This window comes from Streptomyces sp. NPDC015139, from assembly GCF_043079785.1.
Lineage (GTDB): Bacteria > Actinomycetota > Actinomycetes > Streptomycetales > Streptomycetaceae > Streptomyces > Streptomyces albidocamelliae.
The window spans coordinates 91,374-116,479 of the sequence record NZ_JBIBUW010000010.1 but is presented as its reverse complement, the minus strand read 5'-3'; the positions used below and the strand labels follow the sequence as shown (position 1 = coordinate 116,479).

The following is a 25,106-nucleotide window of genomic DNA, read 5'->3' as shown; positions in this document are numbered from 1 at the left end:
CCCACCCAGGGCGCGGGGAACTGCGCGATCAACGACAGACGGCCCGCAGCCTGCCACACTGCCTGCGGAAGCGCTCGACGTGGAGGTCACCTCATGCACCTGTCCAGAAGAGCCTTACTCGCAGCGGCCACGGCCACCGCCTCGCTCGGACCGCCGACGGCAGCCGCAACAGGTCGCCTGCGCACGGGTTTCGAGAGACTCGCGGCCGACGGATACGCCCTGCTCAGCGGCCGGCGTGTGGGCATCGTCACCAACCCCACCGGCATCACCAGGGACGTCCGCCATGTCGTCGACGTCATGCACGCCGATCCCCGCGTGCGGTTGACCGCCGTCTTCGGTCCCGAGCACGGGTTCCGCGGCACCGCCCAGGCCGGCGGCTCCGAGGGCCGCTACGACGACCCCGCGACCGGCCTGCCGGTCTACGACACGTACCTCAAGAGCGGCCGCCCCCTGGCCGACGTCTTCACCGCCTCCGGTGTCGACACGGTCGTCTTCGACATCCAGGACGCGGGCGCCCGCTTCTACACCTACATCTGGACGCTGTACGACTGCATGGAGGCGGCGCAGCTCGCCGGGAAGCGCTTCGTCGTCCTCGACCGCCCGAACCCGGTGACCGGGCGCGCGGCCCTGGGCCCGGTACTGCACAAGGAGTTCGCCACGTTCGTCGGCCGCCAGCCGATCGCGCAGGCGCACGGCATGACGGTCGCGGAGCTGGCCCGGCTGTTCAACGGGGAGTTCCTCACCGCGCCGGTCCCGCTGGAGACCGTGCTGATGACGGGCTGGAGGCGCACCGACTTCTACGACGCCTCCGGTCTGCCCTGGGTGCCGCCGAGCCCCAACATGCCCACCCCGGACACGGCGCTGGTGTACTCCGGCACCTGCATGTTCGAGGGCACCAACCTCTCCGAGGGCCGGGGCACGACCAGGCCCTTCGAACTGCTCGGCGCGGAGGGGGTCGACGGGCGCTGGGCCGCCGCCGCGAACGGGCTCGGGCTGCCGGGGGTCCGGTTCCGGGAGGCGTACTTCGCGCCGATGTTCTCCAAGTTCCAGGGCAAGACCGTCGGCGGGGTGCAGATCCACGTCCACGACCGGGCCGCCTACGACCCCGTGCGCACCGGCATCGGGCTGCTGGTGACCGCACGGAAGGTGTGGGACGGCTTCGCCTGGCGTTCGGACGACTGGATCGACAAGCTGACCGGTTCCACGCGGGTACGCACGATGATCGACGCGGGCGCCGGCACCGACGAGGTGACCGGTGCCTGGCAGGAGGAACTCGCCGCGTTCCGGCGGACCCGTAAGGAGTACCTGCTGTACAAGTGAGACGCGGTGTATGGCCAACTCCGCCCCGCCGCAGGACGATACGCCCGTAACGCGTCGTTTCCGGGGGTGGGACGAGGGAGCCTGGCATGGCGGATCCTGGGATGAGCGTGACTCCCTACTGGGAGTTGACCTTCGACGCGGACGGGGACGTGGACGGCCCCGAACGCGACCGGCTGACGGCACAGGTCATGGACCGCGGGGTCCGTGACCTGGTCGTCTTCGCGCACGGCTGGAACAACGACCGCTCGGGCGCGACCGCGCTGTACCGGCGCTTCTTCGCCCCGGTCCCGGAGCTCGCCCCCCGGGCACGCCTCGGGTACGTGGGCGTGATCTGGCCGTCGATACGGTTCAGCGACGAACCGATCCCGGACTTCCCCCGGTCCGTGGCGGCCGAGGAGGCCGGGGCGGCACCACGCCCGGCACTGGACAAGGACACCCGGCGCGCACTGCTGGAGACCTTCCCGGACCGGACGACGGTGGTCGACCGGCTGGCCCGGATGCTCGACGAACGGGCGGGCGGCGAGGCCGGGTTGACGGAGTTCGGCCGGCTGGTGCGGCTGCTGGTGGACGAGGGGGGGCGCGGTGCCGCCGACACGGACGAGGAGGGCGAGCCGGCCGTCTTCACGCTGGACCCGGCGGGCGTCTGCGAGGAACTCGCCGGGGCCCTGGCCGCGCTGGACCCGGCGGGAGAGACCGCGGGATTCGGTCTCCCCAACCCCTGGGACGGCGCCAAGGAACTGCTCCGGCAGGCGACGTACTACACGATGAAACGCCGGGCCGGCGCGGTCGGCGAGCACGGACTCGGACCGCTCGTCGGGCGGCTGGCCGAGGCGGCGCCCGGCGTACGGGTGCATCTGGTCGGGCACAGCTTCGGCGGGCGGCTGGTCGCCTTCGCGCTGCGCGGGCTGCCGGAGGGGGTGCGGGCCGTGAAGTCGGTGACGCTGCTCCAGGGCGCCTTCTCGCACTACGCGTTCGCGTCGCGGCTGCCGCACGCCCCGGACCGGGCGGGGGCGCTCCAGGGCCGGGAGCGGCGGATCGACGGCCCGCTCGTGTGCTGTCACTCGCCCTTCGACTCGGCGCTCGGCACGTTCTACCCGCTGGCGTCCCGGCTGGCCGGGGACGACCGGTCCTGTGCGGGCAACGAGATCGCGGCCGTGCTGGGCCCGCGATGGGGCGCCATGGGCCACGACGGGGTGCAGGCGGTCTCCGGCACCGCCCGGCTGGACCTCGCGGCGGCCCTGGCCGGGCCGTTGCCGGCGTCGGGGTGCGTGAGCGTCGACGTGGCGGCCGTGGTCCGGCGCGGGGGCGCGCCGAGCGGGGCGCACAGCGACATCGTGCACCCCGAACTGGCGAGAGTGGTACTGGCGGCGGGCCGTATCGCCTGACCCGCCGCCCGTGCCGCCTCAGCGGTGCGAGGTGTACTCCACCACCTGCTGGAAGGTGGGCCGGTTCTGCCAGCCGATCCGGCCGTGCTTGATGCCGCCCAGGGTGCGCTGGACGATCGAGTCGGCGCACCACTGGTCGCCCGCCGAGCACTGGTCGTCGCCCGGGTAGACCTGCGCGGCGGTCAGGCCGGCCGCCTGCTTGAGCGTGCCGATCAGCGTGTCCCGGCAGGCGGTGAGGCTGCCGCCGCCGCAGTACGTGCGGCCGAGGCCGCCCCGCACGTTCTCCCCGAGCACCGCCCGTATGTCCTTGTCGACATAGCTCCACCAGCCGTACTGGAAGGCGCTGCCGGCGTGGGAGCCGGTCGGGCCGTGTCCGGCGGACGGGGCCTCGTCGACGGGCAGGCTGTGGGTGATCGCGGTGTACAGGTCGCTGCCGAGACCCGGTTCGAACTCGGCCTTGACCAGCAGCGGCCACCAGCCGTCCAGGATGCGGACGGCGTCGGCGTTCGCGTACGCCTTGGAACCGGCCGAGGTCTCGGTACGCCTGGCGCCCGCGCTCGACCACGCCTTGAGCTTGGCCACCGCCGCGGCGGCCGTGGGGTCGCTCACCGCCGAGGAGTCGATCACCTTGAGCAGGTCGGGCAGCACGTCCTCGGCACGCAGGTCGGCCAGGGCCGCGTCCGCCATGGCCTGCACCAGCTGGGCGCGGGTCACCCCGCCGGCCGCGACCAGTCTCCTGACCCGGTCGTCGAGCAGGTTGCCGCGGTGCACGGAGCCGTCGCCCCAGGACGCCGTCGTGTAGTCCTTGGCCTGCTTGTTGTTCCAGGAGACGTAGTAGTCCTGGTCGACCGAGTTGGGGTGGGCGGAGGCCGGGGTGTAGTCGGCCGTGTTGCCGGCCGGGTCCCAGTTCCGCCACTCGTACGCGGGCCGCGCCCACACCGGGAACTCGGCGTCGACACCGTCCGCCCGGACCGGGTTGTCACCGCTGTTGTAGTAGGCGGTGTGCTGGGAGTCGGCGTAGAACCAGTTGAAGGTGTAGTTGATGTGCTGCGCCGCGCTCTGGAAGTCCTGCGGTCCCTTGACGAAGTCGGGGTCGTTCAGCATCTGGAAGCCGACGATCGAGTCGGCCTCGTGCAGGTAGGAGGAGCGCAGGGTGGTGTAGGCGACCTTCTTGCCGCCGACGGTGGCCCGGTACGCCACCGGTCCGTACTTCGTGCGCCACGCCCGCATGGTGTAGGAGCCGGCCGCGGTGCCGTCGGCCGTGGTCGGTTTCCAGGCGTTCTTCTGCTCGAGTTTCTCCATCGCGGTGCAGGTGCCGCGGTACAGGTAGTGGTAGTCGTCCTGGCACAGCTCGACGGCGTAGGTGTCGATGATGTCCTGGCCGGAGGTGGTCGCGCTCCAGGAGTAGTCCTGGCCGCGGCCGAGTTCGACGTACATGCTCAGCCCCGCGAAGGAGGCGCCGCGGGCGCTGATGCCGGGGCCCTGGATCTCCTGGAGCATGAGCAGCTGCGGGGCGAAGTAGCCGGTCTGCGGGCCGAAGACGGCGATGGGGTGCCCGCTCGCGGTGTACTTGCCGCTGACCACGAGGGCGTTGGACATGCCGCGCCGGGCCGAGCCGAGCGAGGTCCTGGCGGCCGTGGCGGACATGCTTCTCGCGCTCGCGGTCGCGCCGGTGCCCGTGCGGTCGTAGACGAGCGGTTCGGAGACGACCGAGCCGGCGTCGGGCAGGGCCGCGCCCTCGGCGTCGGCGGGCCTGGCGCCGTACGGGAAGCTCTCACCGCCGTGCACGGTGAGGACGGCCTCGGGGTCGTTGCGCTCGCGGAAGGCCTCCCAGACGCGGGTGCCCTCCTCGACGCCGTACTTGGCCTGGGCGGCCATCAGGGAGAGGGCGTTGTCGACCTCGCCGCCGCCGCCGGAGCCGAACAGCGAGCCGATCACGGAGGCGAGCGCCACCAGGTCGGTGACCTTGAAGTGCTCGATCGTGCCGGCGTTGGTGATGACGTCCTTGTGGCCGGTCAGGTCGTACTCGCCGGGGAAGTAGCGGCCGCTGTCCGAGGCGTCGACGTAGGCGTTGATGCCGTCCAGATAGGCCCTGACGTCGGCGAGCGCCTGCTGGCCGCGGGCGCCGTTCTTCGCGACCGCGTTGTCGATCTGCGCCTGGAGGTCGGCCTCGGTGTAGGGGGCGTTCCGGTAGAACTGCTGCTCCAGGCCCTGGTTGGCGGCGGCGCCGCCCGCGAAGGTCGTGAGCTGGCCGCGGCCGACGTGCCGGAAGACGTCCATCAGCCACAACCGGTCCTCGCCGGCCGCGTATCCCGCGCCGAACTCGGTGCCGTAGCGGGTGGTGCCCGTGATGTGCGGCACACCGGTCTTCTTGTCGCGGACGATCGTCACATCGCCGCGGCCGGCCGGCTTCTCGGTGGAGGCGATCTGGTCCGCGGGGACGCCGAAGGAGGCGTCGTTGAAAAAGGTGTTGATCTTCGCGTCGGTGAGGGCCGGGTAGCCCGTGGCGAGCCCCGCGTACGGTCCGAGCTGGTCCTCGGCGTGCGCGGGCTGGGTGCCGAAGGCCTGGTTGAGCAGGATCTGCGCGAGTGTCGCGTTGCCGTTCTCACCGGGCGGCAGGATGTCCGAGCACCGGCCGCCGCAGTGGTCGGGGGCGGCGGCCGCGCCGGCCGCCGATGCGGGGCTCTGGCCGAGCGGGGAGAGAAGTGCGGCCGTCAGGACGCATACGGACGCCGTCTTCAGGAACCCGAAGAGACGGCGGGACGTTCTCACTCTGTCAAGGGCGTTACGTGGGGTTCGCCGTGGCATGGCAGCTCCTAGCGACAGGGGTGGCCGAACGTTACCGCCGGTATCCCCCAGTTCAAAGATGAACATGCGTCAGTTTTTGAAGTCCGGCAAGCAGAACCCGAGAAGAGATGGAGCCGATTCGCCTGTCGATACGTCTACTCGACGACGTCCTTGCGACGACGCCGAAGTGACCGAAGTGCAGGTGCAGGTGTGACGGAGGTGCAGGGCGATGGCCGGTTTCCGGAGTCTGGCGAGACAGGTACGCGATCCGGGCTGTGATCTGGCACTGCGGCGGTACTCACTGCGCAAGTGCCTCGAGAAGTTCGCCCCTTACGGGCATCGGGCGACCTGGGACCATCTGTGCTCCCGGTCGGGCTTCGGCCCCGAGGACCGCTCCCCCGAACCGGTGCGGCTCGTGGCCGCGCTGGAGGAGTTGGAGGAGGCCCGTTCGGTCTGGTTCGCGTACGAGACGGAGTTCACCGAGCGGCGCAGGAAGGAGAAGCACGACGGGCTGCGCAGGCCGGGCAGCGTGGACGACTGGCACCGGCTGACCTGGGGCGGATTCGGGGTCGCGTGGTGCGACGACCCGCGGGTCCACCCCGACGAGCCGCTGGCCGAGGTGCTGCGCAGGCTGATCGCCGCGCTGGAGCGGGCACCGGGCTCCTCCTGCCCGGTGTGCGACGGACAGCGCCTGGTCTGGCGGTACGGCCTCGACCACGAGCCGTCGTCCGGCCCGGTCTGCACGGACTGCGGGATCCTGGTGCCCCGGCCCGTGCTCACCCCGCAGGCGCTGGCGTCCTCCCGGCGTGAACGGCTGCTGATGTCGGCCTGAGGGGGCGGGTTCCACCGGGGGTGCGCAGGGGATGCCGCACTCCCGGCCTCGAGGCGGTCCGGGATGACCGCCGGGCCGGCGGGCACCCTCGTGACATGGTGCAGGTGTGTCTCAACGGGCGCCGGTCGGCAGCCGACGGCGCGGCGGTCCCGATGTCCCCCGGGGAACTGGCCCGTTCGGCGGCCGACGCCGTGGCGGCCGGGGCCACGTCGGTCCACGTCCACCCGAGGACTCCGTGCGGCCACGAGAGTCTCTCCCCGCGTGTGCTCGCGCCGGCGCTGGAGGCGATCAGGGCGCGGGTGCGGGTGCCGGTCGGGGTGACCACCGGCGCGTGGGCGGAGCCCGACCCGGCGGCCCGGCTCGCGCGGGTGCGCGACTGGTCGGTGCTGCCCGACTTCGCGTCGGTCAACTGGCACGAGCCGGGCGCGGATGACGTCGCCGGTCACCTGCTGGAGCGGGGCGTGGGGGTGGAGGCGGGCATCTGGTCGGGCACCGACGGCGCGGCCCGGTTCGCGGCCTCACCGCTCGCGCCCCGGGTGCTGCGGGTGCTGGCCGAGGTGACCGATCCCGACCCGGCGACCGCCGAGGCCTCGGCGCGCGCCCTGCTGGCCGGACTGGGCACGGCGGCCGGCCGCCCGGTGCTGCTGCACGGCGAGGAGGGCGGCACCTGGCCGGTGCTGCGGCTGGCCGGCCGGCTCGGCCTGGCGACGCGTGTCGGCCTGGAGGACACGCTGCTGCTGCCGGACGGCCGACGGGCCGCCTCGAACGCCGAGTTGGTGGCGGCGTGGACGGTAGCAGGCCCGAATCCGGTGGCTCCACCCGATTCCCGTGCGGACAGTGGGAGGTGGTGAGACACGCCTGACGGGCACCGACGTGCCCGCCCACCCGAGGAGTTCACGATGTCGACGCTGCGCGTCACCGCCGAAGTGCTGACCGTCCACGAGCATCCGAACGCGGACGCGCTCGAACTGGCCCAGGTGGGCCTGTACCGGGCCGTCGTCGCCAAGGGCGCCTACCGCACCGGCGAGGCCGCCGTCTACATCCCCGAGCAGGCCGTGCTCCCGGCCGCGCTGATCGGGGAACTGGGGCTGACCGGGCGGCTGGCGGGCGGTGAGGCCAACCGGGTCAGGGCGGTGCGGCTGCGCGGTGAGCTGTCGCAGGGCATCGTGTGCCGGCCGAACGCGCTGGCGGAGGTCGACCTGGTGCGGGCGGCGGCCGAGGGGACGGACTTCGCGGAACGGCTGGGCATCGTCAAGTGGGTGCCGCCGGTCCCGCCGACGATGAGCGGGGAGGTCGAGTCGGCGCCGGGTCTGCTGCCGTGGGTCGACATCGAGAACATCCAGCGGTATCCGGACATCTTCACACCGGGCGAGCCGGTCGTCCTGACGGAGAAGCTGCACGGTTCGGCGTGCCTGCTGACCTGGCTCGCCGACGAGGGACGCGCGTACGTGTCCTCCAAGGGCTTCGGGGCCAAGTCCCTCGCGCTGCGTGAGGATCCGCGGAACCTGTACTGGCGGGCGGTGCACGGGCACGGGGTCGCCGAGGCGGCGGCCCGGCTGGCCGAGCGGCTCGGCGCCCGCCGGGTCGGCATCTTCGGGGAGGTGTTCGGCGCGGGGGTGCAGGACCTGTCGTACGGGGCGGACGGGCGGCGGGACACGCTCGGGTACGCGGCGTTCGACGTCGCGGCGGAGGTGGACGGCACGGTGCGCTGGCTGGACGCGGCGGAGCTGCTGGCCGGGGAGGTCCCGGTGGTGCCCCGGCTGTACGCGGGGCCGTACGACGTCGCGCGGGTGCTCGAGTTCGCGAGCGGCCGGGAGACCGTGTCGGGCCGGGAACTGCACCTGCGGGAGGGCGTGGTGATCCGCCCCGCCGTGGAGCGCCACAGCCCGGTGACGGGCGGCCGCACCATCGCCAAGGCGGTGAGCCCCGCCTACCTGACCCGCAAGGGCGGCACCGAGTACGAGTGACCCCCACAAGCGCCCCGAAGGGGCGCGGGGAACTGCGCGACCGGCCACGACAGCCCCGCACCCGGCGACGAACCGCACCCACCCCGCCGAAGCCGCGCAGCTCGGCGCGGCGCCTAGCGGTTCTCCGCCAGCAGCCTCGAGCCCGTCAGGCGTTCGCCGAACACGTCGTCCGGGTTGGAAAGGACACAGTTCTCCAGGGACAGGCAGCCGCAGCCGATGCAGTCGGTGAGGTGGTCGCGCAGCCGGTTCAGCTGCCTGATCCGCTCGTCCAGTTCGGAGCGCCACTTCTCCGACAGCCGCGCCCAGTCCTCGCGGGTCGGCGTCCGCTCCTCGGGAAGCTCGGCCAGGGCGTCCCGGATCGTGGCCAGCGGGATGCCGACCCGCTGGGCCGCCCGGACGAAGGCGACCCGGCGCAGGGTGTCACGGCCGTACCGGCGCTGGTTGCCGGTGGTGCGGCGGCTGGCGATCAGGCCCTTGGACTCGTAGAAGTGCAGGGCGGAGACGGCGGCGCCGCTGCGCGCGGACAGCTGGCCGACGGTCAGCTCGTGGATCTTCTCGGGAATCTGGGGCACTCCTCAGAGATTACCCACCCGGCCGTCCCGGGATCCGTTGACATCGACCCCTCACCCGACCATGCTAAGCAGTTGCTTAGAGACGCGAGCGAGAGGCCGGGAACATGGCAGAACCGAGGACCTTCACCTCCCCCGACGAGCTGAAGGCGGCCGTGGGCGAGCAGCTGGGGTACACCGACTGGGTGGAGGTCGACCAGAAGCGGATCGACCTGTTCGCCGAGGCCACCGGGGACCACCAGTGGATCCACGTGGACCCGGAGAAGGCCGCGGCGGGTCCGTTCGGGACCACGATCGCGCACGGCTACCTGACGCTCTCCCTGCTGCCGCTGTTCGGCCCGCAGCTGATCAGCGTCGAAGGCGTGCGGATGGGCGTCAACTACGGCACGAACAAGGTCCGCTTCCCCGCCCCCGTCCCGGTCGGCTCCCGGCTGCGCTCGACCGCCACGATCACCGGCGTCGAAGAGGTCGCCGGCGGTGTGCAGGTGAGCGTCGCCTTCACGGTCGAGCGCGAGGGCGGCGACAAGCCGGTCTGCGTCGCGGAGTCGGTGTCCCGGTACTACTTCTGAGGACCTACTCGGCCCCCACCATCCGGAGCACGAGGTCGGCGTAGAGCGCGCCGACCTGCTCCGGGGTGCGCGGGCCGTTCACGGTGAACCAGCGGGCCACGTCGATGCACAGGGAGAGCACCGCGAGCGTGGTGCCCTGGACGTCCGGCACGTCGAACTCGCCCGCGGCCACGCCGTCCTCGATGATCCCGCGGACCTCGGCGTCCACCTGGCGGCGCAGCGCGACGATCTCGGCGCGGGCCTCGGGACCGAGGGCGTCGAGTTCGTACTGCACGACCCGGGCGGTGGTGCGCCGTCCCGCGTGCCAGCGGACGAAGGAGCTGACGGCGTCGGCCAGCCGCTCCCGGGCACTGCCCTCGCGCCCCGCCGCGGTGCGCAGGATGTCCAGGGCCCTGTCGTGGCCGATGCGGCTGATCCGGTGGAGCAGCTCTTCCTTGGTCTTGTAGTGGATGTAGAGCGCGGCCGGGCTCATGCCGGCGCGGCCCGCGATGTCCCGGGTCGTCGTCGCGTGGTAGCCGCGCTCGGCGAAGGCCTCCACGGCGGCGACGAGGAGACGCCGGGCCGCGTCAGGGGTGACCTCTTCCCACGGCTCCACTTCGCCGCCGGTCGTGTCCTCCGCCGTACTCATCGCTCGTTGGCCCCTCTCGGTCACAGGAGCACCACCATACCGCCGATGGTGAGCGAGCGCTTAGTCCGAGCGCCCGCCGGCGCCGCCGGCGGCTCAGAGTTTCTCGAAGGGGTGGTACGCCCGACGTGCGCCGTCCTGCCGGTCCCGGATCACCTTCGCCAGCGTGAAGGCGGACGTGACCAGGTACAGGACGGCGATGCCGAGGAAGGCCCGGACCCAGGCGTCGGCCTGGAGTTTGAAGATGCCGATGGCCGTCGCGGCCATGGCGACGGCGAAGGATGCGACGGCCTGGCCGTAGAAGGCCGCCGTGTTCTGGGACTTGTCCGCTGTCTCGCTCATGCCGTCCACGATCGCCGGACGTGGCCCGCGCCGCATCCGCCGGAGTACTCAGGCAGGTACTCAGAAGGCCGAAACCCCGGTCAGCGCACGGCCGATGAGCAGCTTCTGGATCTGGCTGGTGCCCTCGTACAGGGTCATCACACGGGCGTCGCGCAGGAGTTTGCCGACCGGGTACTCGTCGATGTAGCCGTAGCCGCCGAAGACCTGGAGGGCGTTGTTGGCGGCGCGGACGGCGGCCTCGGAGGCGAACAGCTTGGCCTTGGAGGACTCGACCGCGAAGGGCTCGCCGCGGTCGATCAGGTCGGCGACCCGCCAGGTCAGCAGCCGGGCCGCGTCGACGTCGACCGCGATGTCGCTGATCAGCTCCTGCACCAGCTGGTGGTGGGCGATCGGCCTGCCGAACTGCTCGCGCTCACCGGCGTACCCGACGGCCGCGTCCAGCGCGGCCTGGGCGATGCCGACGCAGCCCGCGGCCACCGACATGCGCCCCTTGGCGAGCGCGGACATCGCCACGGAGAAGCCCTTGCCCTCCGCGCCCAGCATCGCGGAGGCGGGCACCCGGACGTCCTCCAGGACCAGTTCGGCGGTGGCCTGGCCGCGCAGGCCGAGCTTGCCGTGCACGGTGCGGCGGGTGAGCCCGGGGGTGTCGGTGGGCACCAGGAAGGCGGACACGCCCTTGTGCCCGGGGGCGTCGGTGGAACGGGCGAAGAGCAGGACGACGTCCGCCCAGGTCCCGTTCGTGATGAACATCTTCGAGCCGTTGACGACGTACTCGTCGCCGTCGCGGACGGCCCGGGTGGTGAGGTTGCCCGCGTCGGAGCCCGTGCCCGGCTCGGTGAGGCCGAAGCAGCCCACGTACTCGCCGGCGGTCAGCCCGGGCAGCCAGCGCCGCTTCTGCTCCCCGCTCCCCCAGGCGGCGATCGTCTTGGCGACGAGGCCGAGGGAGACGGAGACGATTCCGCGGACCGACGAGTCCCCGCGCCCCAGCTCCTCGGTGACCAGGCAGTACGACAGGTGGTCGCCGCCGGAGCCGCCGTACTCCTCGGCGACGGTGAGACCGAGGAAGCCGACCTCGCCGAGCTTCTTCACGATGCCCCGGTCGACCTCTTCGGCGCGGTCCCAGGCGACCACGTGGGGGGCGATCTCCCGTTGCACGAAGTCCCGGGCGAGCCGCCGTACGGCCGCCTGCTCCTCGTCGAGCCCCAGGTTCACCACGAGATCACCCCACACCAGATGGATCTTGAAAGCCGTACATTTAAATTAGCACTGCTAGTTTCCAGTCGCAGCCCTACTATGTGCGCCATGGCCCGACCGCGCAAGCCCCTCCTCAGCACCGACCGGATCGTCCAGACGGCACGGGAACTCGTGGACCGGGAGGGCCTGGCGGCCGTCTCCACCCGTCGGCTCGCCGCCGAGCTGGGGGTCAGCGGACCCTCGCTCTACAACCACTTCCGCACCAAGGACGAGATCCTGGAGGCGGTCGCCGACTCGGTCAGCGGTCTGGTGGACCTGTCGATGTTCGAGGACGGCCGGGAGTGGCGGACCGCGCTGCACGACTGGGCGGTCTCCTACCGGGCCGCCCTGCGCGACCACCCGAACATCGTCCCGGTCCTCGCCCGGGGCCCGGGCCGCCGCCCCGCGGCCCTGCGGCTCGCCGACGCGGTGTACGGCGCGATGGTCGACGCGGGCTGGCCGCCGGCGCAGGCGACCTCCATCGGCGCGCTGATGCGGTACTTCATCATGGGCTCCGCGCTCGGTTCGTTCGCCGGGGGCTTCGTCGACGACGCGAGCGCGTACGACCCCGCCGACTACCCGCACCTCGGCCAGGCCCATCTGCTCTCCGAGCAGCAGGAGAAGATCGACGAGCGCGCCTTCGAGACGGGGCTGAGCGCCCTGCTCGACGGGCTGGCGCAGCAGTACGAGCAGGCACGGGAGAGCGCGTGAGCCGCCTTCCGACACTTCGGTGTGCGCCGAAGCGACGGTGTCGCATCCTGGGTCCATGACCACCAAGGACTCCGCCAGGGACTCCCGGGCGGCGGCCCTCGCCGCCTTCGCCGCGCTGGTCGCGGACGAGACCCGGGCCGCCTGTCTGCTCGCGCTGCTCGACGGGCGGGCCTGGACCGCCGGGGAGCTGGCCCGGCAGGCCGGCGTCGCCGCCTCCACGCTGAGCGAGCACCTGGGCAAGCTGGTGGCCGGCGGCCTGCTCACCGAGGAACGGCAGGGCCGGCACCGGTACGTACGGCTGGCCGACGCGCGCGTGGCGCAGCTCCTCGAGGACCTGGTCGCGCAGGTGCCGGCCGGGAACGTCCGCCGCCCGCCCCGGACGCTGCGCGAGTCGAGCGCCGGCTCCGCCATGGCCCGGGGCCGCACCTGTTACGACCATCTCGCCGGGCGGCTGGGCATCGCGGTCACGGACGCGCTGACCCGGCGGGGGCTGCTGCGGCAGGACACGGGGTTCGCGCTGACGGACGCGGGGACGGAGTGGTTCGACGCGGCGGGCATCTCCCTCGACCGCTCGGGCCGGCGCCCCGTGGCCCGGGCGTGCCTCGACTGGACCGAGCGGCGGCCTCATCTCGCCGGAGTGGCGGGGGCGGCGCTGTGCGGACACGCGCTGGCCGCCGGGTGGTGCGTCCGGATCGGCTCGGAGCGGGCGGTGAAGGTGACTCCGTCGGGAGAGCGGGCGCTGGGGGAACTGTTGGGGATTCCGTCCAGTGCGTTGCGCTGACGCGGGTCTGGGCGGGGTGAGGGGGTGCGGTGGTGTGTCGGGTGCGGGGGCGTCGTGGCCGGTCGCGCAGTTCCCCGCGCCCCTGGGGTGGTGTCGTACGTCCGGTGCAGGACCGCCGTGGGCGGTCGCGCAGTTCCCCGCGCCCCCACTGGTCTTTGTGTCCTGTTCTCGGGTGGCTCGGTGGGCAGCTGTCCGATTTCCGCCAGCCCGCCGCTCGGACCCCCGCCTAGCCTCGGGAGCATGATGAAGCTCGACCGGAACCGTCCGCACATGCTCGCCACCGGCGCCGCAGCCGTCACCGTCGTCCTGTGGGCCTCCGCCTTCGTGTCGATCCGGAGCGCGGGCGGCGCCTACTCCCCCGGCGCCCTGGCCCTCGGCCGGCTGGCGTCCGGCGCCCTCGCCCTGGGGGTCATCTGGGCCGTGCGCGGGGGAGGACTGCCGCCCAGGGCCGCCTGGCGCGGGATCCTGCTCTCCGGGCTGCTGTGGTTCGGGTTCTACATGGTCGTCCTGAACTGGGGCGAGCAGCAGGTGGACGCGGGGACGGCGGCCCTGGTCGTGAACATCGGCCCGCTGCTGATCGCCCTGCTGGGCTCCCGGCTGCTCGGGGACCCGATGCCGCCGAGACTGCTCGCGGGCATGGCGGTGTCCTTCGCGGGCGCGGTGACCGTGGGGCTGTCGATGTCGGGCGGCGGCGGGTCCTCGCTGCTCGGTGTGGCGCTGTGCCTGCTCGCGGCCGTGGCCTACGCCTCGGGTGTCGTCGCGCAGAAGCCCGCCCTGGGCAGCGCGAGCGCGTTGCAGGTGACGACGTTCGGGTGCCTGGTGGGCGCGGTGGCCTGCCTGCCCTTCGCCGGGCAGCTGGTGCACGAGGCCGCCCGCGCCCCCCTGCCGGCGACCCTGAACATGGTCTACCTGGGTGTCTTCCCCACCGCTCTCGCGTTCACCACCTGGGCCTACGCCCTCGCCCGCACCACCGCCAGCCGGATGGGCGCGACGACGTACGCGGTGCCCGCGCTGGTGGTGCTGATGTCGTGGCTGGCGCTCGGCGAGGTACCGGGGGTCCTCACTCTGGCGGGCGGCGTGCTGTGTCTGGCGGGCGTGGCGGTGTCGCGGTCCCGGACGCGCGGTGGCCCGTCGGCCCGGGTCGCGGCCGGGGAGCCGCGACCCGAGAAGGTGCCCTGAGCGTCAGAAGACGACCAGCGCCCGGCCGCCCTTGCCCGCGAGCATGTTCTCGAAGGCGGCCGGGATGCCCTCCAGGCCGATGCGTTCGGTGACCAGCGCGGAGAGGTCCAGGCGCCCCTCGCGCACATGGGCGGCGAGCACGGGCAGGTCGCGGGCCGGGTCGGTGTTGCCGTACACGCAGCCGGACAGGGTGCGGCCCCAGTGGAAGAGCTCCAGGGCGTTGAAGGTGACCTGCTGGTCCTTGCCGCCGATGCCGACGACCGTCGTACGGCCGCCGCGGCGGGTGGACTCCCAGGCCGCGCGGATGCTGACGGCGCGGCCCACGCACTCCACGGCGACGTCGACGCCCTGCTTGCCGGTGAGGGAGCGGATCTCGCGCGGGGTGTTCTCGGAGGCGAGGACGTAGTCGGTGGCGCCGGCCGCGCGGGCCAGCTCCTCCTTCTCGGGCGAGACGTCGACGGCGACGATGCGGGAGGCGCCGGCGATCCGGGCCGCCTGGAGGGTGGCGAGGCCGACCCCGCCGACGCCGAACACGGCGACCGTCTCGCCGGGCCGGACCCGCGCCGCGTTGTGGACGGCTCCGTAGCCGGTGAGGACGGCGCAGCCGAGGAGGGCCGCGTCGGTGAGCGGCACGCCCTCCGGGAGGGGCAGCACGCAGGACGCGGAGACCACGGTCTCCTCGGCGAACGCGGCCACGTTCAGCCCGGGGTGCAGTTCGGTGCCGTCGGTGGTGCGGGCGTGGACGGCGGCGGCGCCGTTCATCGCGTTGGCGCACAGCCACACCTCACCCAGCGCGCAGGCGTGGCAGGTGCCGCAGGAGGGCGCCCAGTTGAGGACGACCGGGTCGCCGGGTACGAGGTGGGGGACGCCCTCCCCCACGGCGACGACCGTGCCGGCGCCCTCGTGGCCGAGGACGGCCGGGACCGGCACCCGCATGGTGCCGTTGGTCAGGGACAGGTCGGAGTGGCAGACGCCGGCGGCGGCGAGGCGGACCCGGACCTGCCCGGGGCCGGGGTCCGGCAGCTCGATCCCGGTGATCTCCAGGGGGGCGCCGATGGCGGGCAGGACGGCGGCACGTACGGCCATGACGGACGGACTCCTCTTAGAACTGGAGGGACTTGGTCTGGAGGTACTCGGTGAGGCCGTGCGCGCCGAGTTCCCGGCCCACGCCCGACTGCTTGTAGCCGCCGAAGGGCGCGAGGGGGTTGAACCGGCCGCCGTTGATGTCGACCTGGCCGGTGTCCATGCGCCGGGCGAAGGCGACGGCCTCGGCCTCGTCCGCGGCCCACACGGCGCCCGCGAGGCCGTACACCGTGCCGTTGGCGATGCGCAGGGCGTCCTCCTCGTCCTCGTAGCGCAGGACGGTGAGGACCGGGCCGAAGATCTCCTCCTGGGCGACGGTCATCTCCGGGGTGACGTCGGCGAGGACCGTCGGGGCGACGAAGTAGCCCTTCTCGCGCGGGGAGTCGGGGCCGCCCGCGACGAGGCGGGCGCCCTCGGCGACACCCTTCTCGATGTAACCGCGCACCCGGGCCCGCTGCCCGGCGCTCACCACCGGACCGATGCGGTCGCCGTACTTCGCGGCGGCGGCCGCGGCCAGCTCGACGGCCTCCTCGTACCGGTCGCGGTGGACCAGCATGCGGGTCCAGGCGCTGCACGTCTGGCCGGAGTTGGACATCACGTTGGCGACGCCGACGTTGACCGCCTTGGCGAGGTCGGCGCTCGGCAGGATCACGTTGGCGGACTTGCCGCCCAGCTCCAGGGCGACCTTCTTGACGGCGCCGCCGGCCACCGCGCCGATCCGCCGGCCGACCGCCGTGGAGCCGGTGAAGGAGACCAGGTCCACGCCCGGGTGCTCGGCGAGGGCCTGGCCGGCGACCGGGCCGAGGCCGGTGACCAGGTTGAACACGCCTGCCGGTACGCCCGCTTCGTGCACCGCCTCGGCGAACAGCTGGGCGGTGAGCGGGGTGTCCTCGGCGGGCTTGAGGACGACCGTGCAGCCGGCGGCGAGCGCCGGGGCGACCTTGGCGACGATCTGGTGGAGGGGGTAGTTCCAGGGGGTGATCGCGCCCACCACCCCGATCGGCTCGTGCAGGACGGTGGAGTTGCCGACCTTCTCCTCGAAGGAGTGGGTGGCGGCCAGCTCGGCGTAGGAACCGGCGACCGCGAGGGGTACGGCCGCGTGCACCGCCTGGGAGAACGCGAGGGGGGAGCCCAGTTCCGCGGTGACCGTCTCGGCGATCTCGTCCTTGCGGGCCGCGAGGGCGTCCCGGAGGGCGGTGAGACGTGCGGCCCGCTCGGCCGGCGGTGTGGCGGCCCAGGCGGGAAGGGCGGCGCGCGCGGCGCGTACGGCGGAGTCGACGTCCGCCGCGCCGCCGGCCGGGACCCTTGCGATGACCCGCTCGTCGGCCGGGTTCACGACCTCGATCTCGTCCGTGCTCTCGGCCGGGCGCCAGGCGCCGTCGATGTACAGGCCGTCGTGTGCCTTCATGCTGCGTTTCCTCCCGGCGGGGCTGCGTCGTCCGGCACACAAACTAGCGCTGTTAGTTTTCGCGCGCCAGACATCCCTTCGGCCGCCGGACGCCCCCGGGGTGGCGGGCGGGCCGGGGCGTCGGCGTCCCGGGACATCATCGCCTCCCCCGCGGGCGGTCACTCGTCCAGGTCGGGCAGCCGGTCGGGGGACGGGCAGATCCGGTCGCCGTGCTGGTCGAAGACGAAGAGGTGGGCGAGGTCGACGAGGAGAGGCACCTGCATGCCGTGCTGGAGCCGGATGTCCGGGGTGGTGCGCACGACCAGGTCGCCGGGGAGACGTCCCTGCGGCGGCGCGGGCTCCGGTACGGCGTCCTCGGGGTGTTCCAGCACCACCACGGGACCGGCGCGCAGGCTGCCGGCCCGCTCCCGCAGCCGCTCCAGCACCGTCGGGCCGTCCCGCCGGCGCCGCCGCGCGGGCCGCGGGGCGGGACGCGGGGCCTCCAGTTCGGGTACGACGGCGGGCCGCGAGCCGGTGTCGAAGTGCACGAGGACCTCGTGCCCCTGGAACTCCACGTGCTCGACCAGTCCGGTGAGCGGCACCTCGCCGGGCCGGGCGGTGCCGTGCGCGGCGATCCGCACCGCCTCCGAGCGCAGCCCGACGATGACTTCGCGGCCCTGCTGCACCCTCAGCAACTGGTGGTCCAGGGACAGGGGTTCGGGCAGGCGCAGGGCCTGCTTGCCCAGGCTGACGGTCATGGCGCCGTCCAGCGGTGCGCGGACCAGCCCGCGCAGCAGGTTGATGCGCGGGGTCCCGATGAAGGCGGCGACGAAGACGTTGCGGGGCAGGGCGTAGACCTCGCGCGGGCTGCCGACCTGCTGGAGCAGGCCGCCGCGCAGCACGGCCACCCGGTCGCCGAGGGACATGGCCTCGGCCTGGTCGTGGGTGACGTAGACCGTGGTGACGCCCAGTTCGCGGGTGAGCTGGGCGATCTCGGCGCGGAGGTGGTTGCGGAGCTTGGCGTCGAGGTTGGACAGCGGCTCGTCCATCAGGAAGGCGGTGGGGTGCCGGGCGATCGCCCGCCCCATGGCGACGCGCTGCCGCTCGCCGCCGGAGAGCTGGCTGGGGAAGCGGTCGAGCAGGTCCTCGATGCCGAGCATGCGCGCCGTGGCGGTGACCCGTGGGCCGGGGTCCGCGCCGGGGGACTCGATGCGCAGCGGGAAGCCGATGTTGTCGCGGCTGGTCATGCTCGGGTAGAGGGCGAAGCTCTGGAACACCATGGCCATGTCCCGCTCGGAGGGCTGCCAGTCGTTGGCGTACTCGCCGTCGAGCAGCAGCCGGCCCTCGTCGATCTCCTCCAGCCCGGCGATCATGCGGAGCACGGTGGACTTCCCGCAGCCGGAGGGCCCGAGCAGGACCAGGAACTCGCCGGGTGCGATGTCCAGCGAGAGCCGGTCCACCACGCGCGGGCCGCGCGCGTAGGTCTTGTTCACGTCGTGCAGAGAGATGGCGCGTGTCATGGCTGCCGCCCCCGGGAGCTGTCCGGAGCGCCGCTGCTCCGTGGGTCCGAAGGTCCGGTGCGAGTCGCACGGGGCCCGTGGGTCACGGAAGTTAACGGAATGTGCCCGGCCGGGGAAGACGCCGGACGGACATCCCGCGTCCCGGGAGGCTCCGGCCCGGGCGGCGGCGGAAACGGAGGCCGGGGTCCGGGCGGGAGCCGGGGGGCGCGGGAACGGGCCGCCCCCCCGGGTCACTTGGTCGCGGTCAGGTGGGCGAAGACGACGACGTTGCTGGTGTACCCCGTCCGCCGGCTGAAGAGGCCGCCGCAGGTGATGATCCTCAGCTCCGGGCGCCCGGTGCGGCCGTAGACCTCCTTGTCGGGGAAGCCGGTCTTGTCGAAGACCTTCACCCGGTCCACCGAGTAGACGGCTCTGCGGCCGTCCGCGCGGGCGACCTCGACGTGCTTGCCGGGTCTGATCTGGGCGAGCCCGGCGAACACCGCGGGTCCGGTCGTCGTGTCACGGTGCCCGACGGCGATCGCGGTGCCCGACTCGCCGGGTGTGGCGCCGCCCTGGTACCAGCCGACCAGCTTGGGCCGGTCGACGGGCGGTGTCTCCAACTGCCGGTCCTGGCCCAGCCGGAGGGGGATGACCGGGGCGTCGATCCCCAGCGAGGGGACACGGAACGACGTCGGCCGGGACCGCGACAGCGGGCGCGGCGGGGGCTCCGGGGCCGCGTCCGGCCGGCCCGGTCCGCGTCCGTCCGTACGCGCGGAGTGCGGCCCGCCCCCCTCGTCCGCGCCGCCCGCCTGCGCGGGCCCGGTGGCCGCGCCGCCCCCGCACCGGTTCACCGTCGTCACCAGGACGACCACGAGCAGGGCCGTCCTGGCGAGGCGGTAGGCGCGGGTCCGGTACCAGGGCCTGCGTCGGTGCCTACGCGGCACCATGGGGCCGACGGCGGATCAGCCGGAAGTACACGACACCGCAGACCGCGATCAGACCCACGGCCGCGGCGCCGGCCACCGGCGAGTACGCGGCCGCCGTGTCGATGAGACCGCCGCCGCCCGCGTGCACACCGCCCTTGGGGGGCTGCTGGTCGTTGTGGCCGCCCCAGGCGCCGTTGTCCTGCTGCTGCTGGTGGTCCTCGATCTGACCGCCCGGCCCCTGCGCGCCGTCGTGCTGCGCCTCACGGCAGTTGACCCGGAAGACCTTCTCCTTCGTGGTGGGAGGGGTGGTCGGAGGAATGCCCGGAGCAAGCGGCACCGTCCAGCTGATCTTGTACTGGCCGTCCGCCAGCCCCAGCGGGTCGGTGTGCCCGGCGCCGCCGGCGAGCTGGATGTTGCCGGAGACGGTGGCCGCGCTCGGCAGCGGAGGCTGCGGCGTGATGGTGTACGAGACGCTGGTGAGGACGTCGAAGTTGACCGCGTCGAGGTAGAAGCGGCAGACCAGCGGATCGTCCTTGCCGCCCGAGGCGGGCCACACGTCGGCGCGGTGGATCCTGATGTCGCCGTTCTCACCCGCGGCCATCGCGTTCGGCGCCGCAACCCATGACGCGCCCGCCGCGGCGAGGGCGGTGAGGACGACGGAGGCGCCCGCGCGGGAGCCGACGGCACGTGGGAGTGTCAGGGTGGGCATGCGCAATCCTCCGAGTTCAGACGATTTTCATACAAATCGCTCTTTCGCCTGGACTCTCCTTCATGGGGTGCGCGCCACGCGGCAACGACGCCCGGCGCGCCGTCAGATATCGCTCGTGCGGCGCAATCCCGGCCGCTTCGGCCGCTCCGGCGCGGGCCGGCCGGCTCCCTCGGGCCGCCCCGGCGACCGCAGCGCCACCCCGGACGACAGCAGCAGGAGTGCCCCGAGCATCACGAACGGCGCGGCCACGCCCGCCACCCCCGCGACCAGACCGGCGGCGGCCGGGGCGGCCACCTGGCCGAGCCGGTTGCCCGTCAGGCGCAGCGCGAGCGCGGTGGAGCGGGCTCCGTCGGGCGCGGCCTGGACGACCGTCGTCATGGACAGCGGCTGCCCGACGCCGAGGCAGAAGCCGAGCACGGTGAGCGTCGGACCGAGCGCCCACACCGGCACCGGCACGGCGATCCCGGCGCAGAGGACGGCCGCCAGCAGGCAGGTCACGGTGAGCAGCGCCGGCCGGCCGAGCAGCCTCAGCAGCGGGGTGAGGACGAGCCGGCAGGCGATGGTGGCGCCGGCCCGCAGGCTGAGCAGGACGCCGACCACCGAGGGCGTGATGCCGCGGTGCTCGCCGACCACCGGCAGGTAGGCGGTGAGGATGTCGGTGGCGGACAGCACGGAGAGGCTGACGAGCATCCCCACCGGGACCCCCCGGGCCCGCAGGATGCCACCCACCGGCACCCTTCCGCCCCGCGGGGAAGGGGACCCGAGTGCCGTACGGTCCTCGATGCGCCACAGCGAGGTGAACGCCACCGCGGCGCCCGCCCCGGCCACGACGAGGGCGAGCGCGCTGCTGCCCGCCATGTCGGGGGCGCCGATGAGGGCGCCCGCGGCGACGGGGCCGACGAGCTGGCCGAGGGAGGCGCCGATGGTGAAGTGACCGAAGTTGCGGTCCTGTTCGTGCGGCGCGGACCGGCGGGCGACCAGGGACTGGGCGCCGATCACGAAGCAGAGGTGGCCGAGGCCCATCACCCCGCTCCACAGGGCCATCGCCCACAGCGTGCCGGCGAGCCCGCTCAGCGCACAGCCCCCGGCGATGAGGACCACGCCTGCCGGGAGCAGCGGCGCGCAGCGGCCGTGGTCGGTGCGCCGGCCGAGCGGTACAGCCGCGAAGAGCGGGAGCAGCGCGTAGACACCGGCGATGACGCCGACGGCCCGCTCGTCGGCGCCCAGCGCGAGCGCCCGGTAGGAGACCGCGGGCCGGGCCATCGACACCGCCCCCTGCGCGAAGCCGAAGGCGAGGACGAGGCGGAGCAGCCAGCCACGGCTCTGACCGGGCGCCATGGACGTTCCCTCCCTGGGGGATTCAGATGATGCCGAAGAGAAGTCCGGCCCCGAGCACCACCAGTGAGGTCAGGGCGGCCCACTTGACCACGAACCGCGTGTGGTCGCCGAACTCGACCTTGGCCATGCCGACCAGAACGTAGACGGCGGGGACGAGCGGGCTGGACATGTGCAGGGGCTGGCCGACGATCGAGGCGCGGGCGATCTCCAGCGAGGAGACGCCGTGCGCCTGGCCCGCCTCGGCGAGCACCGGCAGGATGCCGAAGTAGAAACCGTCGTTGGACATGAAGTACGTGAGCGGGATGCTCAGCACGCCGGTGACCAGGGCCATGTGCGGGCCCATGCCGTCGGGGATGTTGCCGACCAGCCAGTCGGCCATGTGGTCGACCATGCCGGTGCCCTGCAGGACGCCGGTGAAGACGGCCGCGGCGAAGACCATGCCGGAGACGTTGAGGACGTTCTCGGCGTGGGCGGCGATCCGGGCCTTCTGGTCCGGCATGTGCGGGAAGTTGACGGCCAGGGCGAGCGCGGCGCCGAGCAGGAACAGCACCGGGATCGGCAGCAACTCCATGATCATGGCGGTCAGCAGCCCGACGGTGAGCAGGGCGTTGAACCAGTACAGCCGGGGGCGCAGGGTGGCGCGGTGCGGGTCGAGACCCTGGAAACCGTCGCCCCCGGGCGCCGGCTCCGCACGCGGGGCGTCGGTGCCGGAGCCGGCACCTCCCGAGGACTTGGCCCCCGCCCCGGCACCCACACCGGCACCGGCACCCACGAGCACCGTCTCGGTCTCCTCCACCAGCGCCTCGTCCAGCGTGAGCACGCCGAGCCGCCTCCGCTCGCGGCGGCCGAGGACGTACGCGAGGGCGAGGACGAACACCAGGCCCATGGCCAGTGCGGGGATCATCGGCACGAAGATGTCGCCGGCGTCGACCTTGAGGGCGGTGGCGGCGCGAGCGGTCGGGCCGCCCCACGGCAGCGTGTTCATCACGCCGTTGGCCATGGCGGCGACGCCGGTCATCACGACCAGGGACATCTTCAGGCGCTTGTAGAGCGGGTACATCGCCGAGACGGTGATCATGAAGGTGGTCGAGCCGTCGCCGTCCAGGGAGACGATGGCGGCGAGGACCGCGGTGCCGACGACGATGCGCATCGGGTCGGCCTTGCAGAACCTGAGGATGCCCCGCACGATCGGGTCGAAGAGACCGACGTCGATCATCACACCGAAGTAGACGATCGCGAACATGAGCATCGCCGCGGTGGGCGCGAGGCCGGTGACGCCGTCGATGACGTAGTCGCCGAGCTCGGCGCCCTTGCCGACGAACACGCAGAACAGCGCGGGGATCAGCACGAGCGCCGAGATCGGCGACATCTTCTTCAGCATGATCAGGACCAGGAAGGTCGCGATCATGGCGAAGCCGAGGATGGTCAGCATGAATGGATACCTAACGTTCGCCCTTGAACATCGCACCTGGGTGTCGGCGGTGCGTTGACGTTAGGTCCCGTCGTCCGGCGTCAGCAAGAGGTCGGCGCGCGAGCAATAAGCGCGAAAGTCCTGGTCACAGGCTTGCGGTCAGGCTGACCGGGATGCCGTTGAGGACCGCGTTGCCCGACAGCGGGTCGAGCAGGCTGCCGTCCAGGAGCTGGTTGACGTTGACGCCGGGGGCGGTGGAGGCGTGGCCGAGCCGGGTGCCGGGCCGGTCGTGGCCCCAGCCGTGCGGCAGGCTCACCACACCCGGCCGGACCCCGTCGGTGACCTCCGCGGACGCGACCACCTCTCCCCCGGCACCCTTGATCCGTACGTCCGCCCCGTCCCGGACGCCGAGGCGGTCAGCGTCCTCGGGGTGGATGTGCAGGGTGCACCGGTTCGTGCCGCCGGTGAGTGCGGGCACGTTGTGCATCCAGCTGTTGTTGGACCGCAGATGGCGGCGGCCGATCAGGACGAGTCCGGCGGGGCGTTCGCGCAGGGCCGCCCTGAGCCGGGGCAGGTCGTCGGCGATGGGCCCCGGCAGCAGTTCGATCCTGCCGCTGCGGGTCCGCAGCGGCTGCGGCAGGCGCGGGCTCAGCGGGCCCAGGTCGATGCCGTGCGGGTGGGCGAGCAGCCGGTCCAGGCTCAGTCCGTCGGGGCGGGCGCCGAAGCCGTCACCGTACGGGCCGAGGCGCAGCATCATGTCGAGGCGGCGCTCGGGGCCGTTGTCCCCGGTGAGCCGGCCGGCGAGTTCGCGCGGGTCGCGGCCGTGCACGGAGGAGTGCTCGTCCTGTACGGCCCTGCCGAGGGTCTGCTCGACGACCATCGCGTCCACGGCCGCCGGATCGGTGCCGTGCCTGCCGGTGGCGGCGAGGACGAGCCGGGCGAGGATCTCGCTCTCGGCCATGCGGCCGGCCTCCAGGGGGACCGCGGGGCGGGTGTAGCGAACCTGGTTGCGCACGGCGAGGGTGTTGAAGGCGAAGTCGTGGTGCGGGCTCTGGGACGGCGGGGGCGGGGGCAGGACGACGTCGGCGTGGCGCGAGGTCTCGTTGAGGTAGGGGTCGACGCTGACCATGAAGTCCAGGGACGCAAGGGCGTTGTCGAGGCGGTCGCCGTCGGGCGCGGAGAGGACGGGGTTGGCGGCGACCACGATCAGCGCGCGGACCGGTACGCCCTCGTCGGTGGCGGTGTCGATCTCCTCGGCGAGCGCGGAGAGCGGCAACTCGCCCTTCGCCTCGGGGTGTCCGCTCACCCGGGAGTGCCAGCGCCCGAGGGCGAACCCGCGGCCGGGGCCGGCCGGTCGGGGTGCCTTGTCGGTGGCGGCCTGCGGGAAGAGGGCGCCACCGGGCCGGTCGAGGTTGCCGGTGAGGATGTTGAGGACGTCGACCAGCCAGCTCGCCAGGGTGCCGTGCGGGACGGTGCAGCTGCCGATGCGGGCGTAGACGGCGGCGGTGGGGGCGGCGGCGAGTTCGCGGGCGAGGGTGCGGACGACGTCGGCGTCGAGGTCGCAGGCCGCGGCCACCGACTCCGGGGTGAAGTCGGCCAGGGCCCGCCGGACCTCCTCGACGCCCTCGACGTGCGGGGCGAGGTCCCCGAGGTCGGTCAGGCCCTCCTCGAACAGCACGGTGGCCATCGCGGCGAGCAGCAGGGCGTCGGTGCCGGGGCGTATCGCGAGGTGCCGGTCGGCGAGCTTCGCGGTGCGGGTGCGGCGCGGGTCGACGACGGTGAGCCGGCCGCCGCGGGCCCTGAGCGCCTTGAGCCTGCCCGGGAAGTCGGGCGCGGTGCACAGACTGCCGTTGGACTCCAGGGGGTTGGCGCCGATGAGGAGCAGGTGGTCGGTGCGGTCGAGGTCCGGCACCGGGATGGCGTTGGCGTCACCGAAGAGCAGTCCGCTGGAGACGTGCTTGGGCATCTGGTCGACCGTGGAGGCGGTGAACAGGCTGCGGGTGCCGAGGGCGGCGAGCAGGACCGGCGGGTAGAGGGCGCCGGCCACGGTGTGCACGTTGGGGTTGCCGAGGACCACGCCGACGGCGTTCGGGCCGTGCCGTTCCGCCACCGGGCGCAGGCCGGCGGCGACCGCGTCGAAGGCCTCCTCCCAGGTGGCCTCGCGCAGGGTGCCGTTCTCCCGGACGAGCGGGGTGCGCAGCCGGTCGGGGTCGCCGTCGACGGCGCCGAAGGAGGCGCCCTTGGGGCAGATGAAGCCCTTGCTGAAGACGTCCTCGCGGTCGCCGCGGGCACCGGTGACGCGGGGGCCGTCGAGGGTCAGGGTCAGCCCGCAGGTGGCCTCGCACAGAGGGCAGATACGCAGGGCGGTGCGGGACACGGGTCCTCCCGGAGGGTCGGCGGCGGCGGCGCACAAGCTGCCGCGAGCATACCGACCGGTAGGCATGGAGGGGAGC

22 protein-coding genes are annotated in these 25,106 nt (G+C 73.2%); 9 read left to right on the top strand and 13 right to left on the bottom strand.

The window, feature by feature from the left end; translation table 11 throughout:
- Positions 1-93: 93 nt before the first annotated feature.
- On the top strand, positions 94-1,320 hold the full coding sequence (locus ACF08B_RS25945) for an exo-beta-N-acetylmuramidase NamZ domain-containing protein (RefSeq protein WP_392319630.1): 1,227 nt from the start codon (positions 94-96) through the stop codon (positions 1,318-1,320).
- 86 nt (positions 1,321-1,406) lie between these two features.
- Positions 1,407-2,705 (top strand): serine-threonine protein kinase, encoded by a 1,299-nt coding sequence (locus ACF08B_RS25940; RefSeq protein WP_392319629.1) that lies wholly within the window; start codon positions 1,407-1,409, stop codon positions 2,703-2,705.
- An 18-nt stretch (positions 2,706-2,723) separates the two neighbouring features.
- On the opposite strand, the gene ACF08B_RS25935 is transcribed toward ACF08B_RS25940, so the two are convergent.
- Positions 2,724-5,513 (bottom strand): penicillin acylase family protein, encoded by a 2,790-nt coding sequence (locus ACF08B_RS25935; protein WP_392319628.1) that lies wholly within the window; start codon positions 5,511-5,513, stop codon positions 2,724-2,726.
- A 208-nt stretch (positions 5,514-5,721) separates the two neighbouring features.
- Here ACF08B_RS25935 and ACF08B_RS25930 point away from each other — a divergent pair, with 208 nt between their 5' ends.
- The 3 genes from ACF08B_RS25930 (at position 5,722) to ACF08B_RS25920 (ending at position 8,291) form a co-directional block, all read left to right on the top strand.
- On the top strand, positions 5,722-6,324 hold the full coding sequence (locus ACF08B_RS25930) for a hypothetical protein (RefSeq protein ID WP_392319627.1): 603 nt from the start codon (positions 5,722-5,724) through the stop codon (positions 6,322-6,324).
- A 95-nt stretch (positions 6,325-6,419) separates the two neighbouring features.
- Entirely contained in the window at positions 6,420-7,175 is a 756-nt protein-coding gene (locus ACF08B_RS25925; RefSeq protein ID WP_392319626.1) for a 3-keto-5-aminohexanoate cleavage protein, read from the top strand.
- Between the two features lie 48 nt (positions 7,176-7,223).
- Positions 7,224-8,291 carry an RNA ligase (ATP) gene (locus ACF08B_RS25920; RefSeq protein WP_392319625.1) on the top strand — a complete coding sequence of 356 codons (1,068 nt, stop codon included), beginning with the start codon at positions 7,224-7,226 and terminating at the stop codon, positions 8,289-8,291.
- Between the two features lie 113 nt (positions 8,292-8,404).
- On the opposite strand, the gene soxR is transcribed toward ACF08B_RS25920, so the two are convergent.
- The gene (gene soxR, locus ACF08B_RS25915) at positions 8,405-8,863 is read right to left on the bottom strand and encodes a redox-sensitive transcriptional activator SoxR (protein ID WP_093478959.1); all 459 of its coding nucleotides are present in this window, start codon (positions 8,861-8,863) and stop codon (positions 8,405-8,407) included.
- A 104-nt stretch (positions 8,864-8,967) separates the two neighbouring features.
- On the opposite strand from soxR, the gene ACF08B_RS25910 reads away from it, so the two are divergent.
- Positions 8,968-9,429: a MaoC family dehydratase gene (locus ACF08B_RS25910; protein WP_073899802.1), complete on the top strand. Its 462-nt coding sequence runs from the start codon at positions 8,968-8,970 to the stop codon at positions 9,427-9,429.
- A gap of 4 nt (positions 9,430-9,433) precedes the next feature.
- On the opposite strand, the gene ACF08B_RS25905 is transcribed toward ACF08B_RS25910, so the two are convergent.
- From ACF08B_RS25905 to ACF08B_RS25895, 3 genes are all read right to left on the bottom strand, one after another.
- Positions 9,434-10,057 (bottom strand): TetR/AcrR family transcriptional regulator, encoded by a 624-nt coding sequence (locus ACF08B_RS25905; protein WP_392319624.1) that lies wholly within the window; start codon positions 10,055-10,057, stop codon positions 9,434-9,436.
- Between the two features lie 93 nt (positions 10,058-10,150).
- On the bottom strand, positions 10,151-10,396 hold the full coding sequence (locus ACF08B_RS25900) for a YiaA/YiaB family inner membrane protein (protein ID WP_392319623.1): 246 nt from the start codon (positions 10,394-10,396) through the stop codon (positions 10,151-10,153).
- Between the two features lie 60 nt (positions 10,397-10,456).
- Entirely contained in the window at positions 10,457-11,608 is a 1,152-nt protein-coding gene (locus ACF08B_RS25895) for an acyl-CoA dehydrogenase family protein (protein WP_392319801.1), read from the bottom strand.
- Between the two features lie 90 nt (positions 11,609-11,698).
- Between ACF08B_RS25895 and ACF08B_RS25890 the strand changes: the two genes are divergently transcribed.
- From ACF08B_RS25890 to ACF08B_RS25880, 3 genes are all read left to right on the top strand, one after another.
- Positions 11,699-12,340 (top strand): TetR/AcrR family transcriptional regulator, encoded by a 642-nt coding sequence (locus tag ACF08B_RS25890; protein ID WP_093478955.1) that lies wholly within the window; start codon positions 11,699-11,701, stop codon positions 12,338-12,340.
- Between the two features lie 55 nt (positions 12,341-12,395).
- Positions 12,396-13,121, top strand: a complete 726-nt coding sequence (locus ACF08B_RS25885; RefSeq protein WP_392319622.1) for an ArsR/SmtB family transcription factor — start codon at positions 12,396-12,398, stop codon at positions 13,119-13,121.
- Positions 13,122-13,364: 243 nt separating this feature from the next.
- Complete coding sequence (locus ACF08B_RS25880; RefSeq protein WP_392319800.1) at positions 13,365-14,300, top strand: DMT family transporter; 936 nt, start codon at positions 13,365-13,367, stop codon at positions 14,298-14,300.
- 3 nt (positions 14,301-14,303) lie between these two features.
- Here the strand turns inward: ACF08B_RS25880 and ACF08B_RS25875 are convergent, their stop codons facing one another.
- The 8 genes from ACF08B_RS25875 to ACF08B_RS25840 form a co-directional block, all read right to left on the bottom strand.
- Positions 14,304-15,386 (bottom strand): Zn-dependent alcohol dehydrogenase, encoded by a 1,083-nt coding sequence (locus ACF08B_RS25875; protein ID WP_392319621.1) that lies wholly within the window; start codon positions 15,384-15,386, stop codon positions 14,304-14,306.
- Between the two features lie 16 nt (positions 15,387-15,402).
- Positions 15,403-16,791 carry an aldehyde dehydrogenase family protein gene (locus ACF08B_RS25870; RefSeq protein WP_392319620.1) on the bottom strand — a complete coding sequence of 463 codons (1,389 nt, stop codon included), beginning with the start codon at positions 16,789-16,791 and terminating at the stop codon, positions 15,403-15,405.
- Between the two features lie 158 nt (positions 16,792-16,949).
- Positions 16,950-18,290 (bottom strand): ABC transporter ATP-binding protein, encoded by a 1,341-nt coding sequence (locus ACF08B_RS25865; RefSeq protein ID WP_392319619.1) that lies wholly within the window; start codon positions 18,288-18,290, stop codon positions 16,950-16,952.
- Positions 18,291-18,520: 230 nt separating this feature from the next.
- Positions 18,521-19,216: a class F sortase gene (locus ACF08B_RS25860; RefSeq protein ID WP_392319618.1), complete on the bottom strand. Its 696-nt coding sequence runs from the start codon at positions 19,214-19,216 to the stop codon at positions 18,521-18,523.
- Positions 19,203-19,904, bottom strand: a complete 702-nt coding sequence (locus ACF08B_RS25855; RefSeq protein ID WP_093478944.1) for a hypothetical protein — start codon at positions 19,902-19,904, stop codon at positions 19,203-19,205. The genes ACF08B_RS25860 and ACF08B_RS25855 overlap by 14 nt, the downstream gene beginning before the upstream one ends.
- A gap of 102 nt (positions 19,905-20,006) precedes the next feature.
- On the bottom strand, positions 20,007-21,242 hold the full coding sequence (locus tag ACF08B_RS25850) for an MFS transporter (RefSeq protein WP_392319617.1): 1,236 nt from the start codon (positions 21,240-21,242) through the stop codon (positions 20,007-20,009).
- A gap of 22 nt (positions 21,243-21,264) precedes the next feature.
- Positions 21,265-22,674, bottom strand: coding sequence for a CitMHS family transporter (locus ACF08B_RS25845; protein WP_392319616.1), 1,410 nt, complete (start codon positions 22,672-22,674; stop codon positions 21,265-21,267).
- A 124-nt stretch (positions 22,675-22,798) separates the two neighbouring features.
- A complete protein-coding gene (locus ACF08B_RS25840) occupies positions 22,799-25,030 on the bottom strand; it encodes a molybdopterin oxidoreductase family protein (RefSeq protein ID WP_392319615.1) in 2,232 nt (743 codons plus the stop codon).
- Positions 25,031-25,106: the final 76 nt, after the last annotated feature.

Bases quoted from the DNA above. Each gene is read 5' to 3' on its own strand.
- ACF08B_RS25920 (WP_392319625.1), top strand. From the start codon at position 7,224: ATGTCGACGCTGCGCGTCACCGCCGAAGTGCTGACCGTCCACGAGCAT.
- ACF08B_RS25905 (WP_392319624.1), bottom strand. From the start codon at position 10,057: ATGAGTACGGCGGAGGACACGACCGGCGGCGAAGTGGAGCCGTGGGAA.
- ACF08B_RS25855 (WP_093478944.1), bottom strand. From the start codon at position 19,904: ATGCCCACCCTGACACTCCCACGTGCCGTCGGCTCCCGCGCGGGCGCC.
- ACF08B_RS25930 (WP_392319627.1), top strand. From the start codon at position 5,722: ATGGCCGGTTTCCGGAGTCTGGCGAGACAGGTACGCGATCCGGGCTGT.
- ACF08B_RS25850 (WP_392319617.1), bottom strand. From the start codon at position 21,242: ATGGCGCCCGGTCAGAGCCGTGGCTGGCTGCTCCGCCTCGTCCTCGCC.
- ACF08B_RS25875 (WP_392319621.1), bottom strand. From the start codon at position 15,386: ATGGCCGTACGTGCCGCCGTCCTGCCCGCCATCGGCGCCCCCCTGGAG.
- ACF08B_RS25890 (WP_093478955.1), top strand. From the start codon at position 11,699: ATGGCCCGACCGCGCAAGCCCCTCCTCAGCACCGACCGGATCGTCCAG.
- ACF08B_RS25945 (WP_392319630.1), top strand. From the start codon at position 94: ATGCACCTGTCCAGAAGAGCCTTACTCGCAGCGGCCACGGCCACCGCC.
- ACF08B_RS25935 (WP_392319628.1), bottom strand. From the start codon at position 5,513: ATGCCACGGCGAACCCCACGTAACGCCCTTGACAGAGTGAGAACGTCC.
- ACF08B_RS25940 (WP_392319629.1), top strand. From the start codon at position 1,407: ATGGCGGATCCTGGGATGAGCGTGACTCCCTACTGGGAGTTGACCTTC.
- ACF08B_RS25885 (WP_392319622.1), top strand. From the start codon at position 12,396: ATGACCACCAAGGACTCCGCCAGGGACTCCCGGGCGGCGGCCCTCGCC.
- ACF08B_RS25910 (WP_073899802.1), top strand. From the start codon at position 8,968: ATGGCAGAACCGAGGACCTTCACCTCCCCCGACGAGCTGAAGGCGGCC.
- ACF08B_RS25870 (WP_392319620.1), bottom strand. From the start codon at position 16,791: ATGAAGGCACACGACGGCCTGTACATCGACGGCGCCTGGCGCCCGGCC.
- ACF08B_RS25845 (WP_392319616.1), bottom strand. From the start codon at position 22,674: ATGCTGACCATCCTCGGCTTCGCCATGATCGCGACCTTCCTGGTCCTG.
- ACF08B_RS25925 (WP_392319626.1), top strand. From the start codon at position 6,420: ATGGTGCAGGTGTGTCTCAACGGGCGCCGGTCGGCAGCCGACGGCGCG.
- ACF08B_RS25865 (WP_392319619.1), bottom strand. From the start codon at position 18,290: ATGACACGCGCCATCTCTCTGCACGACGTGAACAAGACCTACGCGCGC.
- ACF08B_RS25880 (WP_392319800.1), top strand. From the start codon at position 13,365: ATGAAGCTCGACCGGAACCGTCCGCACATGCTCGCCACCGGCGCCGCA.
- ACF08B_RS25900 (WP_392319623.1), bottom strand. From the start codon at position 10,396: ATGAGCGAGACAGCGGACAAGTCCCAGAACACGGCGGCCTTCTACGGC.
- ACF08B_RS25860 (WP_392319618.1), bottom strand. From the start codon at position 19,216: ATGGTGCCGCGTAGGCACCGACGCAGGCCCTGGTACCGGACCCGCGCC.